The organism is Rhizobium sp. YTUHZ044 (assembly GCF_051123975.1).
GTDB lineage: Bacteria > Pseudomonadota > Alphaproteobacteria > Rhizobiales > Rhizobiaceae > Rhizobium.
Map to the genome: position 1 here is coordinate 199024 of NZ_CP101426.1, position 16257 is coordinate 215280.

Sequence of the window (16257 nt, forward strand, 5' to 3'; positions counted from 1 at the left end):
CTCCGGAATCAGGCGGCATTCTCCGCCGTCTTTCCGGCGCGAAGGGCCACGATCCCGACGCCCAGCAACAGCAGGATCGCCGTCGCATAAATGTCCGTCGTCACCTGATAGCCGGCGGATTTCGCCAGGAAGCCTGCCAGAATCGCCGGCAGGCTGAAGGCGAGGTAGCTCTGCACGTAGAAGGCCGACAGCAGTCCGGCCCGCTCGTCCGCTTTGGCGAGCGGCATGATGGTGCCGAGCGAGCCGAGGAAATTGGTGCCGAAACCGGCGCCGGTCAAAATCGTGCCGATCAGCAGCAGCGGCACGTTTGCGAGATGCACGCCGGCAACGACCGTCAGGATACCGAGGGTCTTCGCCGATACGCCGAAGCCGAGATTGGCCTGGGCCGTCTTGCCGCGCCTGAGATAGACGGCGATCGCTCCGCTCGCCGTCAGTGCGGCGACGACCGCCCCGCCCGTCAGCGGCGCGGTGCTGCCGGTCGTGCTGGCGACCAAGGATGGGACCAGCGAAAGGTAGAAGCCGCCGAGCGTCCAGTTGGCGATATTGATCGGCGTCACCAGCGAGAGCGGCCGCTTCGCCTGCGGCGGAATGGAAACCCGCGGTATCAGAGAACCGAGCGCACCCGGCCGCGCGCCGCCGGTCTCGGGGATCAGCCAGATCGCGGCGGCCTGCAGCGCAAAGGCGACGAAGAGCAGCGCATAGACGAGATGCATTGGGAAGGGGCCATACTGGATCAGGGCGCTCGTGCCGACCGCACCCACCGCCATGCCGCAAAGCGGCGCAATCGAATTGACGATCTGGCCCTTCGCCCGGTCGACATCGACGAGGGCTGCTCCGAGCGAGGCGCCGGCGATGCCGGTGGCAATGCCCTGGACGATCCGCGCCGCGATCAGCCAGCCGGGACTGCTGGCGGCGACGAAGAGAACCATGGCGACGAGTTCGAGCAGCAGGGCAGAAAAGATCACCGGCCGGCGGCCGAGATGATCGGAAATCGAGCCGGCGGTCAGCAGTGCCGCCAGGAGCGCAAAGGCGTAGACTGCGAAGATCACCGTGATCAGCACCGGCGAGATGGAAAAGTTCTCCTGATAGATCCGGTAGAGCGGCGTCGGCACCGATGAGGCGCCGAAGAAGGTGGCGAGCGTCAGCGCGTGAAAACCGATCGAGGGACGCGGCGCATTCTCTGTGGATTTGGCGGCAGCGAACATATATAAGTCCCTTAAAGCTAACCCGTTGCGTTAGCTCCATGTAGGGTGAATAAGGCGCAAAGGCAAATTATTTGCGTTTATGCTCCTGTCAAAGATTTTGAACCATCAATGTCAGGACGAGGTCGGATTGCAGGCATGGCAGTGAAAGAGAATCTCCGTCCGGGCGGACGAAGCGCTCGGGTCCAGGCGTCGGTGCACAAGGCGGCGCGCGATCTGTTGGTCGAGATCAATCGCACGGAGGTGACGATCCCGCTGATCGCCGCCAGGGCGGGCGTGACGCCGTCGACCATCTATCGCCGCTGGGGCGATCTGCAGGAGCTTCTCGCCGACGTCGCCGTCGAGCGGCTGCGGCCGGATATGCAGCCGGTCGACGCCGGCAGCGGCAGCGCCGATCTTCAGGCCTGGGCCGAGCAATATGCCGAGGAAATGTCCTCCGGGCCGGGCCGCGAGATGATCCGCGACGTGTTGGCCGCGCAGGCCGGCGCCAATGCCTGCAAGTGCTGCGAATATACGCGTCAGCAGATCGTCGTTATCGCCGACAGGGCAAAGGCGCGGGGCGAAACCTTCCCGGACGTCGATCTCGTGATGGATCAGGTTGTGGCGCCGATCATGTACCGCATCCTGTTTGGCGAGGTGCCGGATACTGCGCGTGTACGCGATCTCGTCGCTCGCGTCATCAGCCCGGCCGGCTGAGCTTGCCGGCTATTCCGCAGCCGCGCGTTTGAGGCCGGCTATCTGGGTGATATAGGCGCGCAGCGCCGCCGGCCGCACCGGCTTGTGTTGAACGGCGATGCCGTAGCGCTCGGCTTCGCTGCGCACTTCAGGCGTGCGGTCGGCGGTAACAAGCAAGGCGGGGAGGTCGATGCCGAACTGCCGGCGCAGATGCAGGATTGCGGCAAGCCCGGTGCCGTCGTCGAGATGATAATCGGCGATGGCAAGATCCGGCGGCCCCTCCCGGCCGTCCATGGCGATCACCTCGGCAAGGCAATCCACCGCCGTCACCTCGCAACCCCAGCCGCTGAGCAGCAACCGCATGCCTTCCAGGATCTTCGGCTCGTTGTCGATGCAGAGGATTTTCAGTCCCTTGAGCGGCTGCCCCGGGCGGTCGGCGGGGCTGACGGCTGCCGCAGCCTCGGCCGGACGTGAGACGTCGAGCGGCATGGAGATGCGGAATTCAGTGCCTCTGCCATGCGTCGAGAGCAGCTCGACCGGATGGTTGAGCACGCGGGCGATACGGTCGACGATCGAAAGGCCGAGCCCGAGGCCGGAAGCAGTCTTGGCGCCTTCGTCCAGCCGCGCGAATTCCTTGAACACGGTACGGAATTTCGATGGCGGAATGCCGATGCCGGAATCGATCACCTGAATGATCACCTGGTTGCCGCGCCGCCGCGCCCCGACCAGCACCTTCCCGGTGATCGTGTATTTTATGGCGTTGGAAACGAGGTTCTGCACCAGGCGGCGCAGAAGATTCGGGTCTGAGCGGACGCGCAGCGATGTCGGCATGACCACCAGCTTCAGCTGTTTCTCCCGGGCGATCGGCGCAAAATCGGTCTCGATCCGCTCCAGGAGATCGGAAAGCGCAACCGAGGCAAGCCGCGGCCGCATGGCGCCGGTATCGAGCCTGGAGATGTCGAGCACCGCGCCCAGAATGGTTTCGACCGATTCCAGTGCTGAATCGATGTTGCGCACAATCGGGCTGTTGTCGGATTGCGCCATACGCTCGACCAGCGCCGAGGAATAGAGCCTGGCGGCGTTGAGCGGCTGCAGGATGTCGTGGCCGGCGGCGGCGAAAAAGCGGGTCTTGCCGATATTCGCCTCGTCGGCAGCCGCCCGCGCTTCGGCCAGTTCGTGGTTGACGCGGGTGAGTTCCGCCGTGCGTTCGGCAACGCGTTGCTCCAGCGTCTCATTCGCCTGTTTCAGCGCCTGGTCGGCGCTGACGCGTTGGGTGATATCGGTGAAGGTGGCGACAATGCCTTTGTCCGGCATGGCGTTGGAGCGCACCTCGATGATCCGCTCACCGCCGCCGAGCACCAGCGCGAAGGGTTTGTCGAGCGTGAGGAAATGCCGCACCGTCTGCTGCAGATCGCCCGGCGCGATGTCGCCGCGCTGGCTGAGGATATTGACGATCTCGGAGAGGGGAAAGCCGACCTGGCCGGCATTCTCCGGCAGGTCGAGCAATTGCCGGAAGCGGCGGTTCCAGATTGTCAGCCGGTTGGAACTGTCGAAAACGGCAATGCCCTGATCCATCTGCGATAGCGCCGTCTGCAGCATGTCCTGGTTGTATTGCAGCGCTTCGCTTGCCTGATCGAGCAGCCAGGCGGTGTCGGACGAAGCATCCTCGATCTTCTGCAGGATCAACGACAGCACCAGCCTTGCCGAGGACGAGCCGATGGCGCTGCCGAGCAGCTGTTCGCTGAAATGGATCAGCGCCATGTCGGCCGGCTGCTCGTCCTCCAGCTTGCGGCCGGAGCTTTGCTCATAGGTCGTCAACGAGCGCTGCATGCGCTCCTCGCCAAGATAGCGCGAGATCGCCGCCTTGAGGTCGCCGACGCTGATGCGGGTTTTCCAGCCCCGCGTGGCAAATTGCGAGCGTGAATGCCGTTTGACGAAAATGCCGGCCTGGATGCGTTCCAGCGGCCTGGCATTGCGGGTGAGCGATCCGACGATGACGAAAGCGGTGTTGACGAGCAGGCTCATCACGGTCGCATTGACCAGCGGGTCGGCGTCGGGCGCGGTAAACAGCGTGGCGCCGGGGAAGATGAAGCCGAGCACTACGCTTGCCACATGCGAATAATCGGGGCCGCCGAGCGACGGCAGGAACAGCAGGTAGACCCAGATGACGAAGCCGGACGTCAGCCCGAGGATGGCGCCGCGCGCATTTGCCCGCCGCCAGATTAGTCCGACGAACAGGGCAGGGGCGATCTGCGCGATCGCGGCGAACGAGAGAAGGCCGATTGAGGCCAGCCCCGCCGTGCTGTCGGTCGAGCGGTAGTAGGCGTAACCGAACAGCAGCACGGCGAAGATCGCGCTGCGGCGGATGTTCAGCAGCGTCTTGGCGAAATCGTCGCGCTGGCCGGTGCGGCCGGCGAGTTTGCGCCTCAGGAAGATCGGCATGATGATGTCGTTCGACACCATGATCGACAGCGCCACGGAATCGACGATGACCATCGCCGTTGCGGCGGAGAAGCCGCCGATGAAGGTGATCAGCGAAACCACCGGCATCTCGCCGGCAAGCGGCAGCGACAGCATGTAGAAGTCGGCATTGCCGGCGCCGCCGAAGGTCAGCAGCCCGCCGATCGCCACCGGCAGCACGAAGAGATTGATCGCGACCAGATAGAAGGGAAACAGAAAGCCGGCGAGTTTCAGCTGTTTCGCCGTCCGGTTTTCCACGACCGTCACGTGAAATTGCCGCGGCAGCATGATGATCGCGAAGGCCGACAGTGCGATCAGGGTGATCCAGCGGCTGATCGGCGTATGATAATTCAGCGCCGACATCACCAGGCTGTTTTCGACGGTCTTCTGCCAGAGGTCGGTCGGACCGTCGAAAAGAAACCAGATGACGCAGATGCCGGCCGTCAGGAAGGCAACCAGCTTGACCACCGATTCCATCGAAACGGCGAGGATCAGGCCGTCCTGGTGCTCCGTCGCATCGGTATGCCGCGTCCCGAACATGATGGCGAAGCAGGCAAGCACCAGCGTCGCGACGAGCGGCAGATCGAGAAAATAGAGATTGCCGCTGCCGATACCGTAATCGGACGGGTTGACCATGGCGCTGACGGTGCTGGAGATCGCCTTCAGCTGCAGCGCAATATAGGGAATGGTGCCGATCAGCGAGATCAGCGCGACGATGGTGGCGACCGTCGGGTTCTTGCCGTAGCGCGCGGCGACGAAATCGGCGACCGAGGTGAGCTTCTCCGCCTTGGCGAGCTCGATGATGCGGCGAAGCAGCGGCATGCCGAACGTGAAGACCAGGATCGGGCCGATATAGATGCCGGCAAATTCCAGGCCGCGCTGCGCGGCAAGCCCGACGCTGCCGAAATAGGTCCAGGAGGTGCAGTAGATCGCCAGGCTCAGCGCATAGACGACCGGCCATCCGCCTTCCAGCGAGCCCGGGCCGCGGTTCTTGCGGTCGCCATAGCTTGCCACGGCGAATAGCAGCAGCAGATAGCCGAAGGCAGACGCGAATATGACCCAGCCTGGAAGCATTGACCCTCCGCCGGTGACAGGTGCCGGCACCTCCCGCAATGCAGGTGAGCTTAAGTCATTTCAGGAGCCTTGAAAATTCCTGCCCGTCTAAGCCTTAAGTCAAAGACTGCACGCAGTCCTTTGCGGGATTATTGCGATTTGCAATTGATTAATTGCAGTGAAGATGTAGCTAGTGAAAACAACTGCATATCTCTGAAATGGGATCGAAGGGAGACGGATCCGATGCTCAATGAGTTCAAGGCCTTTATCGCCCGCGGCAATGTCATGGATCTTGCAGTCGGCGTCATCATCGGCGGTGCCTTCGGCGGCATCGTCAAATCCCTGGTCGACGACCTTATCATGCCGATCGTCGGCGCCATTTTCGGCGGCTTCGATTTTTCCAATTATTTCCTGCCGCTCTCGTCGGCCGTCAACGCGCCGACACTGGCCGCCGCCCGCGCCCAAGGGGCGGTCTTCGCCTATGGCAGCTTCCTCACCGTCCTCATCAACTTCCTGATCCTTGCCTGGATCATCTTTCTGATGGTCAAGGGCGTGAACTATCTGCGCATGCAGGTCGAGCGCCAGGAGAAGGCGGCACCGGAAGAACTGCCCCCGCCGCCGGCGGACGTCCAGCTGCTGACGGAGATCCGCGATCTCCTCGCCAAGCGCCCGGCGGTCTGATCGGAGCTGGGGCCGGCGGCTCAGGCTGGCGTGTTGAGGCAAGTCGTGGTGGCTCCACAATGGCTCCGCCCGCCCTCAGCACGTCGGCCGCGCCGGCCATCCATCACGAAAATCGATATGCCATCACTGGATATCATGGGATTTGCGGTCGCAAATCCTCTATGAAGGCGAAAACCGGAGATCTGCATGTCGATCATGAACAGCCTCAGCCCGCGCGCCGTGGCGGCGCCCGAAAGCGGGATCGTCGAAGTCGTCAATTATGCCCGCGGCCGCGAAGGCCTGCTGCCGCTCTGGGTCGGTGAAGGCGATCTGCCGACGCCCGATTTCATCAGCCGGGCGGCGATTGAAGCGCTGGCCGCCGGCGAGACCTTCTACACCTGGCAGCGCGGCATTCCCGAGCTTCGCCGGGCGCTGTCGGATTATTATGTCAGGCATTTTTCCGTCCGGCTGCCGGTCGAGCATTTCTACGCCACCGGCTCCGGCATGCAGGCGATCCAGCTCTGCGTGCAGGCGCTGACTTCGCCTGGCGACGAATTCGTTTATCTCACCCCCGCCTGGCCGAATATTGCCGCAGCCCTCGAAATAGCAGGTGCGCGCTCCGTCGGCGTCACGCTGCAGTTCGAAGGCGGCAAATGGACGGTCGATCTCGAGCGCGTCGAAGCCGCCATCACATCCAAAACCAGAGGCATCTTCATCAACACCCCTTCGAACCCGACGGGTTGGACCGCGACGAAGAAAGATCTCGGCAATATCCTGGCGCTCGCCCGCAAACATGATCTCTGGATCATGGCGGATGAAATATACGCGCGCTATTACTTCGCCGGCGGCCGCGCGGCCTCGTTCCTCGACGTGATGGAGCCGGACGACAAGATCGTCTTCGTCAATTCCTTCTCGAAAAACTGGTCGATGACCGGCTGGCGCGTCGGCTGGATCGTCGCCCCCCCAGAGATGGGCCAGGTGCTTGAAAACCTCGTCCAATATTCGACATCCGGCGTGGCGCAGTTCATGCAGAAGGGCGCCGTCGCAGCCCTTGATCAAGGCGATGATTTCGTTGCGGCCAACATCGCCAAGGCGGCGCGGTCGCGCGATATCCTCTGCGATGCGCTGATTGCCACCAATCGCGTCGAGACGCTGAAGCCGGACGGCGCGATCTATGCGTTCCTGAAGATCGACGGCGTTGCCGACAGCCGCAGCGCCGCCATCGACATCGTCGACAAGACGGGCGTCGGCCTTGCTCCCGGGGCTGCCTTCGGCGCCGGCGGCGAGCTCTTCCTGCGCGCCTGTTTCCTGCGCGATCCCGCCCAGGTGGCGATCGCGGCCGAGCGTCTCTGCGACTATATCCTCAAGCGCTGAGAGGGCGCGGGGCACGCCCGTGCGGGACGATTTCGTGCCGGAATCGCCTGATCGATAAAACTGTAGCGAAGAGCGAAATCAGCCTCTAACCACGACTCCAAACATACCCGTTCAAGCGCCTTACAACGGCGCCGTGATAAGAAAATTGGAAAGAAAACCGGCGCCTGATGCCCCTGCTTATAAATTGAGGCGGGGTGTGGGGAATGGCGGTTTTGGTGACGGGCGGCGCCGGATACATCGGCAGTCACATGGTTTGGGCGCTCATCGATGCCGGCGAGGATGTGGTCGTGCTGGACCGTCTCTCCACCGGCTTCCGCTGGGCGGTGGCGCCGGCGGCGCGTTTTTATCTCGGCGACATCGCCGATGCCGATATTCTGAAGAAGATCTTCATCGAAAACGACATCGAGGCGATCATCCATTTCGCCGGCTCCGCCGTCGTGCCGGTGTCGGTTGCCGATCCCCTCGCCTATTACGACAACAATTCCGGCAAGACCCGGACGCTTCTTTCCGCCTCGATCAGGGCCGGCATCCGCAATTTCGTCTTCTCCTCGACGGCCGCCGTTTACGGCCAGCAGCAGACGGACCTGCCGGTGAAGGAGACGGCTCACCTCAATCCGGAAAATCCTTACGGTCAGTCGAAGCTGATGACCGAGCTTATGCTGCGTGACGCCGCCGCCGCCTATGATTTCAACTATGTCGCGCTTCGCTACTTCAACGTCGCCGGCGCCGACCCGCACCACCGCACCGGCCAGTCGACTTCGGGCGCCACGCACCTCATCAAGGTTGCCTGCGAGGCAGCGCTCGGCAAGCGTGACAGCGTCCATGTTTACGGCATCGACTATCCCACCCATGACGGCACCGGCGTGCGCGACTACATCCATGTCACCGACCTCGCCGATGCGCATCTGAAAGCGCTGCAGCACCTGCGCAGGGACAAGGGCCCGCTCGTCGCCAATTGCGGTTATGGCAGCGGCTATTCCGTGCTCGACGTCTTGAATATGGTCACCCGCCTGCACGGGCATTCCTTCAAGATTCACATGGCGCCGCGGCGCGCCGGCGATTCGGCCAGCGTCGTCGCCGATCCTTCGCTCGCCCGGCAGGTGCTCGACTGGAAGCCCCGCTACGATTCGCTTGAGACCATCGTCCAGAGTTCGCTCGATTGGGAACTCTTCCTGTCGAACAGAAACGTCGACGACCTGCACAGCATCCACCGGGCACTTGCCGCCGCATCCTTCTGAGCGGTGTCCCGCGGCGGCTGCCGTTTACACCAGCGCCCGCGGGCTTCGAATGACGTGACGTGAATAAGGAAACATCAAGCTTTCGCTGCCTGGCTCTGGCCGACGGATAAGAGAAGATGAAGAACTTTCTGGCTTCATTGCAGCTGCAAAGAGACAATCCGACGCTTCTGATGGCGCAGTTCCAGGCCCTGTCGTCGCAGATCCCCATTCTCTATATCCTGCTGATCATCAATGCGCTGGCGGTGGCGATTACCCATCTGAAATCCGCGCCGCTGTGGCTGTCGCTCTATATTCCGGTGGCGCTCAGCGTCGTCTGTATGTTCCGTCTCTGCTGGTGGGAGATCAGGGGCAAGGAAAGCATCACTGCCGAGCGGGCCTACCGGCTGATGAAGGTGACGATATCGGGCGCCGGAATCCTGACCGTCGCTTTCGGCAGCTGGTCGGTCGCGCTTTACCAATATGGCGATGCGTCGCAGCAGGGCCAGATCGCCTATTTCCTCGTCGTGACCGGCATTTCCTGCATCTTCTGCCTGATGCATCTGCCGATGGCGGCGGCGATGACCACGGTCATTACCTTCTCCGCCATGATCACCACCTTCATGTTCTCGGGCAATCCCGTTTTCGTGGCGACCGCCGTCAGCGGGCTCTTCCTCATCCTGCCCTTCCTCCGGGTGATCAACAGCTATTTCCAGAATTTCGTCGGCCTGGTGCAACTGACCGAGGAGTTGAAGAAGAAGCAGGCGGAGGCCGAGGAGTTGAACCTCGTCAACAGCCGCAACGCGCTGCATGATCAACTGACCGGCCTTGCCAACCGCCGCAGCTTCTTTCTCTCCCTGGAAGAACGGTTGCAGAAGAATCCGTTCTCGACGCCCGTTCTCGGCATTATCGATCTCGACGGCTTCAAGCCCGTCAACGACGTTTTCGGCCATGCCGCCGGTGATCTCGTGCTCAAGGAAACGGCGCGACGCTTCACCGCTTTGGTCGGCGAGGAGGGTATCGTCTCCCGTCTCGGCGGCGATGAATTCGGCATCATTTTCCCCTCATCGATGACGCGCCAGGCGGTCGCCGATCTCGGTCAGGCGCTTTGCGCCGCCGTCCGTGATCCCATCGAAATCCCCGATGGCTCGGTCCGCGTCTTCGGCTCCTGCGGCATCGTCTATCCCGATCTCGGCGAATACACCGCCGAAGACCTCTACGAGAAGGCCGATTTCGCCCTCTACCAGGTCAAGAGCAAGCGCAGCAGCGGCGTCGAATTCTTCTCCGCCGAACACGAAAAGATCCTGACGCAGCGCTACCTGATCGAACTCGAGTTGCAGGCAAACGATTTCGCCGGGGAATTGAAACTCGACTACCAGCCGATCGTCGAATTGAAGAGCGGCCGCGTCGTCGCTTATGAGGCGCTCGCCCGCTGGGACAGCGCCCGTTTCGGACGCATCAGCCCCACAGCCTTCATTCCCGCCGCCGAGCGCACGGCGGTGATCGGCCGCATGACGCGCATCCTCTTTGCCCAGGCGCTCGAAGCGCTGGCGATCATTCCGCGCCATCTGAGGCTCTCCTTCAACCTCTCGGCACGGGATATCTGCGATCATGAGACCTCGATGGCGCTGCTTGCCATGATCACCCGCTCCGGCATCGACCCGAAGCGCATCGAATTTGAAATTACCGAAACCGCATTGCTCTCCGATTTCGACACGGCCGACCGGGTGATCACGATGCTGCGCGCCGCCGGCATCTCGATCGCCCTCGATGATTTCGGCACCGGCTTTTCCAGCCTCAGCCATATTCATCGTCTGGCCTTCGACAAGCTGAAGATCGACAAGGGTTTCGTGATGAATTTCGATCGCGACGCCCGTTGCATGAACATCACTCGATCGGTCGCCAACCTCTGTCAGAATCTCGGCATCGCCTCGGTCGCCGAAGGTGTGGAAAGCGAAGCGATCGCCGAGGGATTGAAGGCGATGGGTGTCCGTCTGGCGCAGGGCTATTATTTCTCGCGGCCGCTGCCGCTGGAACTCGCCATCGAATATGCGGACCGCTGCGAAGCCGCAGCGTCAGCCCGAGACGCCCTGTCGGCCTGAGCAATCGCTTGGTCCCGGCCCGCAAATACTCTGGAGCGATGCCGCATCCTCGTCTATGCATGGTTCAACAGACGAGGTGAACCATGCAGCACGGCGAAGTGATCATCGAACGGCGGGGCACTGCCGGCATCATCCGGCTCAACCGGCCGCGGGCGCTGAACAGTCTGACGCTGCCGATGATCCGCGCGCTCGCGGAGGCCCTTCATGGCTTTGCCTCCGGATCCGATGTGGCAAGCGTTGTGATCACGGGCGAAGGCGAACGCGGCTTCTGTGCCGGCGGTGATATCCGTGCGCTGCATGAAAGCGCCCGCGCCGGCGATGGTCTCGCCGGAACCTTCTGGCGCGAGGAATTCCGCCTCAACCATATGATCGCCTCCTATCCCAAACCCTATGTCGCGCTGATGGACGGCATCACCATGGGCGGCGGCGTCGGCCTGTCCTCGCACGGCCGCCACCGCATCGTCACCGAGCGCACGCGGCTTGCCATGCCGGAGACCGGCATCGGCTATGTCCCCGATGTCGGCGCCACATGGCTGCTGCCGAAGGCGCCCGGCGAGGCCGGAACATGGCTCGGCCTGACCGGGCTCGATATTGGTGCTGCGGACGCGATCTATGCTGGTCTCGCCGATCTTCAGATCGCTTCGGCGCGGCTCGACGCGGTGATCGATGGCCTTTGCGACCTGCCGCGCACCAGCGCGTCGACCGAAGTCGATGCCCTGCTGCAGGGATTTTCCGAACCGCTGGCGGAAAGCCGGTTGCGGCAGAATGTCGATGTGATCGACCGCGCATTTTCCTTCGACGGCGTCGAGGAAATCCTCGCGGCTCTCGCCAAAGAAGAGGGCGACTTTGCAGCCGAGACGCGCCGGGTATTGCTCAGCCGGTCGCCGACCAGCCTGAAACTCGCTCTGCTGCTGCTGAGGGCGGGCCGGCGCAGTGCCTCGCTCGCCGAATGTCTTCGCCGCGAACTCGGCGCCTGCCTGCAGATGCTTGATAATCCCGATTTCTTCGAAGGCATCCGCGCCGCTGTCATCGACAAGGACCGCAATCCGAAATGGTCGCCGGCATCAGTCGAGGCGGTGACGGCGGAAACGGTCGAGCGCTTCCTGAAACCGGCTGAGCCGCCGCTTTCGCTTTGATGTCGTAACTCCTGCGTTGCTGCTAGCGAGGGCACCGCCTGCCGGGCGGGACTCTGCGTCCTTTTGCTGGTCGCTCCACGCCAAATCTGCACTGCACCACGGCGAATCCATAGGCGGGCCTGTCCTAAAGCCTAGCCTTCCCTCTCCCTTGACCTGATCGACCGCCAAACGCGCTCCGGCATAGTCTCCGCTTCGTGATCATCGACCCGACATCTTTCGATCATGCAACACAGGAGCGCATCATGTCACAAGCAGAAGCAAGACCCCGTACGGCTGGCCAGCAGGAGACAAACATCAACCTCAACAGTACCTCGCAGCCCGGCAGACCGCGGCCGGATGAGCTGGTTCCGTCGCGCTACGCGGTGCGGATCGGCGAGATTGAAGTTCTGATCATCAGCGATGGTGTGCTGCCGCTCCCAACCGCGATGCTGGGGCACAATGTCGATGCGGCTGACAGGGCAGCGTGGCTGGGGGATATGTTCCTGCCGCCGGACGCTTTCGACTGGGCGCTGAACGTGGTCCTGGTCCGCAGCGGCGGGCAGACCATCCTCATCGACGCCGGGCTGGGGCTGGACCCGGACTTGAACTTGCCGCGGGCCGGGCAGCTGATCAGGAGGCTGGAGGCTGCTGGTATCGATCTTGCGGCGGTGACCGACGTGGTGCTGACCCACCTGCACATGGATCACATCGGCGGGCTGCTGGTTGATGGGGTGAAGGACCGACTGCGTCCGGACCTCAGGATTCACGTGGCGGCTGCCGAGGCGAAGTTCTGGGAAGCGCCCGATTTCAGCCAGGTGTCCATGCCGCCAGGCTTCCCTGACGCGCTTCGGGCGACCGCAAAGCGGTTCCTCGGCGAGTACGCCAGACATCTTAGGCTATTCGACGAGCAATCCGAGGTGGCGCCGGGTGTGGTCGCCCAACGCACCGGCGGCCACACTCCCGGACACAGCGTTGTTCGCCTGGCATCGGGCAGCGACCAGTTGACATTCGCCGGCGACGCCATCTTTGCGGTCGGGTTTGAGCACCCCGACTGGTACAATGGTTTCGAACACTATCCCGAAGAAGCGGCTCGTGTGCGCCGCGATCTTTTGCGGGAGCTGGCGGCGACCGGTGAACAGCTGGTGGCCACCCACCTGCCGTTCCCGTCCGTCGGCCGGGTGGCGGTAGACGGCGAAGCCTTCCGCTGGGTGCCGGTCTTCTGGGACTATTGAGCGCCGAACCAAAGAGCGTTGCATGGAGCCGATCTATGCAACGCACTCTATCGCCACATGCCGCGCATGCGGGCGCCGACGTCGATGCGCACCTGCCGCGCTTGCGCCTGGGCGGCGGCTTCCGATTTCACCTGCGGCCAGCTGCAGGCCTCGAAGAACTGCAGCAGCGTCGCGGGAATGAAACGGCTGCGCGCGGCATAGACGTGCCGATCGCCTTGGGCGTTCTGCCCATAGGTGAAGAAGCGTTGCGGCACGACAAGGTCGAGACCGTCCCGGGCGCGCGTCATCGCCACATAGAGCAGCCGGCGTTCCTCCTCGATTTCGGCGCTGGCGCCGACGGCAAGATCGCTCGGAATACAGCCGTCGACGACGTTCAGCATGAACACCCTCGTCCACTCCTGGCCCTTGGCCGAATGGATGGTCGAGAGGACGAGATAATCCTCGTCGAGCAGCGGCACGCCGGCCTGGTCGCTGGTCGCATCCGGCGGATCGAGGGTGAGCTCGGTGAGGAAGCGCTCGCGCGAGGCATAGCCGCCGGCAATCTGCTCGAGCTGCAGGAGATCGGCCTGCCGCGTCGCCGCGTCCTCATGCAGCCGTTCCAGATGCGGCGCGTACCATTGCCGCGCCAGCCCGATTTCAGCCGGCCAGCCGGCCTTGCCGGATTTCAGCTCCTGCAGCATCGAAACGAAGGCGGTCCAGTCCTCGCCGGAGCGCGGCGGCGCCGGCATGGCGGCCAGCGCCGACAGCGGGCTTGCATCCTCGGCCATCAGATCGAGCGCCTTCTGCGCCGTCGACGGTCCGACGCCTGGCAGGATCTGCATCAGCCGGAAGCCCGCCACCCGGTCGCGCGAATTTTGCGCAAAGCGAAGGGCGGCCAGCATGTCCTTCACATGCGCGCTGTCGAGAAACTTCAAGCCGCCGAACTTGACGAAGGGAATATTGCGCCGGGTCAGCTCAACCTCCAGCGGCCCGCTGTGATGGGCGGCGCGGAAGAGCACGGCCTGCTGCTTGAGCTTCAAGCCTTCTTCGCGATTGTCGAGCACCTTTTCGGCGATATAACGCGCCTGCTCGGCCTCGTCGCGCACCGAAACGAGGCGCGGCCGTTCCGCCGATTGCCGCTCGGTCCAGAGATTCTTGGTGAAGCGCTCCGAGGCGAGATCGATGACGGCATTGGCCGCGGCCAGGATCGGCTGCGTCGAGCGGTAATTGCGATCGAGCGTGACGATATTGGCGGCCGGGCTGAAGGCGGCGGGAAAATCGAGGATATTGCGAACCGTCGCCGCACGGAAGGAATAGATCGACTGCGCGTCATCACCGACGACGGTCAGCCCCTGGCCCTCAGGCTTCAGCGCCAGAAGGATCGAGGCCTGCAGCCTGTTGGTGTCCTGATATTCGTCGACGAGCACATGGTCGAAGCGGCTGCCGATATCCTCGGCAATCACGTTCTCGCCGACCATCTGCGCCCAGTAGAGCAGGAGATCGTCGTAATCGAGCACGTTCTGAGCCTGCTTCGCCTCGACATAACAGGCAAAGAGTTCGCGCAGTTGTTGCTCCCACGCTGCGCACCAGGGAAAGGCGTCGCGCAGCACCTGATCGAGCGCCGTCTCCGAATTCACTGCCCGGGAATAGATGGCGAGGCAGGTCCCCTTGGCCGGAAAGCGGCTTTCCGTTTTGGAGAAGCCGAGATCGTGCCGGATGAGGTTCATCAGATCGGCGCTGTCTTCGCGGTCGTGAATGGTGAAATCGGCATCGAGGCCGATCTGCTGGGCATAATCGCGCAGCAGCCGCGCGCCGATGCCGTGGAATGTGCCGGACCAGTTGAGCGCATCGGCCATGATGCCGGCATTCGAACCCAGCACATCACGGCAGATGCGCTCGACGCGCCGCGCCATCTCGGCGGCTGCCCGACGCGAGAAGGTCATCAGCAGGATGCGGCGCGGATCGGCGCCCTTGACGATCAGATGGGCGACGCGATGCGCCAGCGTATTCGTCTTGCCGGAGCCGGCGCCGGCAATGACCAGCAGCGGCCCGGCAATATGGCTGCCGTCAGTGAGCGTGCCGTGCTCGACGGCCATGCGCTGCTGCGGATTGAGCTTTTCGAGATACATCCAGCCGTCCGGTCGGGCTCCCGCAGAATCACTCCGGGAAGATTAGATGTTCCTTGAATGTTCGCGATTTTAGCCGCTGTCAAGCGGTTCGAGACCTTAATCGGGGAAATCCGGGCCGATCACGCGCCGCACCAGTTTCAGGCTGCGGTCGGGCTGGAGGATATAGGTTTCCTCCACGCGCTGGCCCGTCTCGTTGTAGAATTGATGATGGACGGCGCTGCCGATCGGCGACTTGGTGAGCTTGGTTCGCGGCTGGCCGCCATAGGTGATGCTGCCGGGGATGGGTTCGAGCGCGGCCGTATCGGCCGAGGAGCAGCCGGCCAGCAATGCCCCTGCAAACAAGGCGGGCAGAAACCCTTTCATCATCGTCGTCCTTCTCAGCTGATATGGAACGCGCAGCCTCTTTCGCCAAGAGCTGCTGCCCGTCACGTTCTCGAATGTTTCGTGCGCCGGCGCAGCGATGTCGACGGGGCCGAGATCGCGGAAAGCATCGCCGGCTGAGGCTATGTTGCAGCGCCTGCTGCGGCGCTGAGGGAACCAAAGCACTCTCCAGGTGTTGAAATGCCGGACCCGAAACGCTGGAGACCATCATGCAGACGCTTCTTCGCCTCTGGGCGTCCACCTTGATCATCGGCTGCGGCGTCTTTGTCGGCTCAGCCTATGCCTCGCTCGAGACGGGCATGGATTATTCCGCCTTGCCGAAGGATCAGATCGCCCTCAACGAATATACCGGCAGTGTCGCTTGTGAGCCGGCAGAGCCGCACTACCTGCCGTCCTTCATCCGCGCCGCCGACGGCACTATCATCGGTGTGGGATATATCGAGATGGAGAATGAGGCCGGTGCGGATTGCTGAAGCCGATCCGCTCGAACGAGGCTCGCCTGCGTTTCCGGATGACGAGCCTCTGACCGTCATCATGACGGCTGGATGTTTTCTATCGAAACAGCTGGCTCAGGCGCAACGCCCTTTGCGCCAAAACCCGGCACCTGCTCGATGCAGGGTTAAGTGAAAATTAAACAATGTATCGTTCCGGCACGGTTTGCTGACCAAACCGGAAACGGCC

Annotated in this window: 12 protein-coding genes; 8 read left to right on the forward strand and 4 right to left on the reverse strand. The window is 62.9% G+C overall.

Annotated features, from left to right (window positions below; translation table 11 throughout):
- Nucleotides 1-8 precede the first annotated feature (8 nt).
- Entirely contained in the window at nucleotides 9-1205 is a 1197-nt protein-coding gene (locus tag NL154_RS00975; protein ID WP_210629291.1) for an MFS transporter, read from the reverse strand.
- 135 nt (nucleotides 1206-1340) lie between these two features.
- On the opposite strand from NL154_RS00975, the gene NL154_RS00980 reads away from it, so the two are divergent.
- Complete coding sequence (locus NL154_RS00980; RefSeq protein WP_210629290.1) at nucleotides 1341-1898, forward strand: TetR/AcrR family transcriptional regulator; 558 nt, start codon at nucleotides 1341-1343, stop codon at nucleotides 1896-1898.
- A gap of 9 nt (nucleotides 1899-1907) precedes the next feature.
- Here the strand turns inward: NL154_RS00980 and NL154_RS00985 are convergent, their stop codons facing one another.
- A complete protein-coding gene (locus NL154_RS00985) occupies nucleotides 1908-5411 on the reverse strand; it encodes a PAS domain-containing hybrid sensor histidine kinase/response regulator (RefSeq protein ID WP_221153879.1) in 3504 nt (1167 codons plus the stop codon).
- Between the two features lie 222 nt (nucleotides 5412-5633).
- Between NL154_RS00985 and mscL the strand changes: the two genes are divergently transcribed.
- The 6 genes from mscL (at nucleotide 5634) to NL154_RS01015 (ending at nucleotide 13087) form a co-directional block, all read left to right on the forward strand.
- Nucleotides 5634-6071, forward strand: coding sequence for a large conductance mechanosensitive channel protein MscL (gene mscL, locus NL154_RS00990; protein WP_037143248.1), 438 nt, complete (start codon nucleotides 5634-5636; stop codon nucleotides 6069-6071).
- 186 nt (nucleotides 6072-6257) lie between these two features.
- Nucleotides 6258-7424, forward strand: a complete 1167-nt coding sequence (locus NL154_RS00995) for a pyridoxal phosphate-dependent aminotransferase (RefSeq protein WP_434733437.1) — start codon at nucleotides 6258-6260, stop codon at nucleotides 7422-7424.
- A gap of 203 nt (nucleotides 7425-7627) precedes the next feature.
- A complete protein-coding gene (gene galE / locus NL154_RS01000; RefSeq protein WP_210629287.1) occupies nucleotides 7628-8662 on the forward strand; it encodes a UDP-glucose 4-epimerase GalE in 1035 nt (344 codons plus the stop codon).
- A gap of 116 nt (nucleotides 8663-8778) precedes the next feature.
- Nucleotides 8779-10740, forward strand: coding sequence for a putative bifunctional diguanylate cyclase/phosphodiesterase (locus NL154_RS01005; RefSeq protein WP_221145947.1), 1962 nt, complete (start codon nucleotides 8779-8781; stop codon nucleotides 10738-10740).
- Nucleotides 10741-10823: 83 nt separating this feature from the next.
- On the forward strand, nucleotides 10824-11876 hold the full coding sequence (locus NL154_RS01010; RefSeq protein WP_221122735.1) for an enoyl-CoA hydratase/isomerase family protein: 1053 nt from the start codon (nucleotides 10824-10826) through the stop codon (nucleotides 11874-11876).
- A 242-nt stretch (nucleotides 11877-12118) separates the two neighbouring features.
- Nucleotides 12119-13087 (forward strand): MBL fold metallo-hydrolase, encoded by a 969-nt coding sequence (locus NL154_RS01015; protein ID WP_434733438.1) that lies wholly within the window; start codon nucleotides 12119-12121, stop codon nucleotides 13085-13087.
- Nucleotides 13088-13134: 47 nt separating this feature from the next.
- Here NL154_RS01015 and NL154_RS01020 read toward each other — a convergent pair whose 3' ends face one another.
- Nucleotides 13135-15195 (reverse strand): ATP-dependent helicase, encoded by a 2061-nt coding sequence (locus NL154_RS01020; protein WP_434733439.1) that lies wholly within the window; start codon nucleotides 15193-15195, stop codon nucleotides 13135-13137.
- Between the two features lie 96 nt (nucleotides 15196-15291).
- A complete protein-coding gene (locus tag NL154_RS01025; protein ID WP_210629282.1) occupies nucleotides 15292-15558 on the reverse strand; it encodes a hypothetical protein in 267 nt (88 codons plus the stop codon).
- Between the two features lie 227 nt (nucleotides 15559-15785).
- Here NL154_RS01025 and NL154_RS01030 point away from each other — a divergent pair, with 227 nt between their 5' ends.
- A complete protein-coding gene (locus NL154_RS01030; RefSeq protein ID WP_210629281.1) occupies nucleotides 15786-16049 on the forward strand; it encodes a hypothetical protein in 264 nt (87 codons plus the stop codon).
- The last annotated feature ends 208 nt before the right edge of the window (nucleotides 16050-16257 follow it).

Excerpts from the sequence above, each read along its gene's own strand:
- NL154_RS00975 (WP_210629291.1), bottom strand. The coding sequence starts at position 1,205 with ATGTTCGCTGCCGCCAAATCCACAGAGAATGCGCCGCGTCCCTCGATC.
- NL154_RS00980 (WP_210629290.1), top strand. The coding sequence starts at position 1,341 with ATGGCAGTGAAAGAGAATCTCCGTCCGGGCGGACGAAGCGCTCGGGTC.
- NL154_RS00985 (WP_221153879.1), bottom strand. The coding sequence starts at position 5,411 with ATGCTTCCAGGCTGGGTCATATTCGCGTCTGCCTTCGGCTATCTGCTG.
- mscL (WP_037143248.1), top strand. The coding sequence starts at position 5,634 with ATGCTCAATGAGTTCAAGGCCTTTATCGCCCGCGGCAATGTCATGGAT.
- NL154_RS00995 (WP_434733437.1), top strand. The coding sequence starts at position 6,258 with ATGTCGATCATGAACAGCCTCAGCCCGCGCGCCGTGGCGGCGCCCGAA.
- galE (WP_210629287.1), top strand. The coding sequence starts at position 7,628 with ATGGCGGTTTTGGTGACGGGCGGCGCCGGATACATCGGCAGTCACATG.
- NL154_RS01005 (WP_221145947.1), top strand. The coding sequence starts at position 8,779 with ATGAAGAACTTTCTGGCTTCATTGCAGCTGCAAAGAGACAATCCGACG.
- NL154_RS01010 (WP_221122735.1), top strand. The coding sequence starts at position 10,824 with ATGCAGCACGGCGAAGTGATCATCGAACGGCGGGGCACTGCCGGCATC.
- NL154_RS01015 (WP_434733438.1), top strand. The coding sequence starts at position 12,119 with ATGTCACAAGCAGAAGCAAGACCCCGTACGGCTGGCCAGCAGGAGACA.
- NL154_RS01020 (WP_434733439.1), bottom strand. The coding sequence starts at position 15,195 with ATGTATCTCGAAAAGCTCAATCCGCAGCAGCGCATGGCCGTCGAGCAC.
- NL154_RS01025 (WP_210629282.1), bottom strand. The coding sequence starts at position 15,558 with ATGAAAGGGTTTCTGCCCGCCTTGTTTGCAGGGGCATTGCTGGCCGGC.
- NL154_RS01030 (WP_210629281.1), top strand. The coding sequence starts at position 15,786 with ATGCAGACGCTTCTTCGCCTCTGGGCGTCCACCTTGATCATCGGCTGC.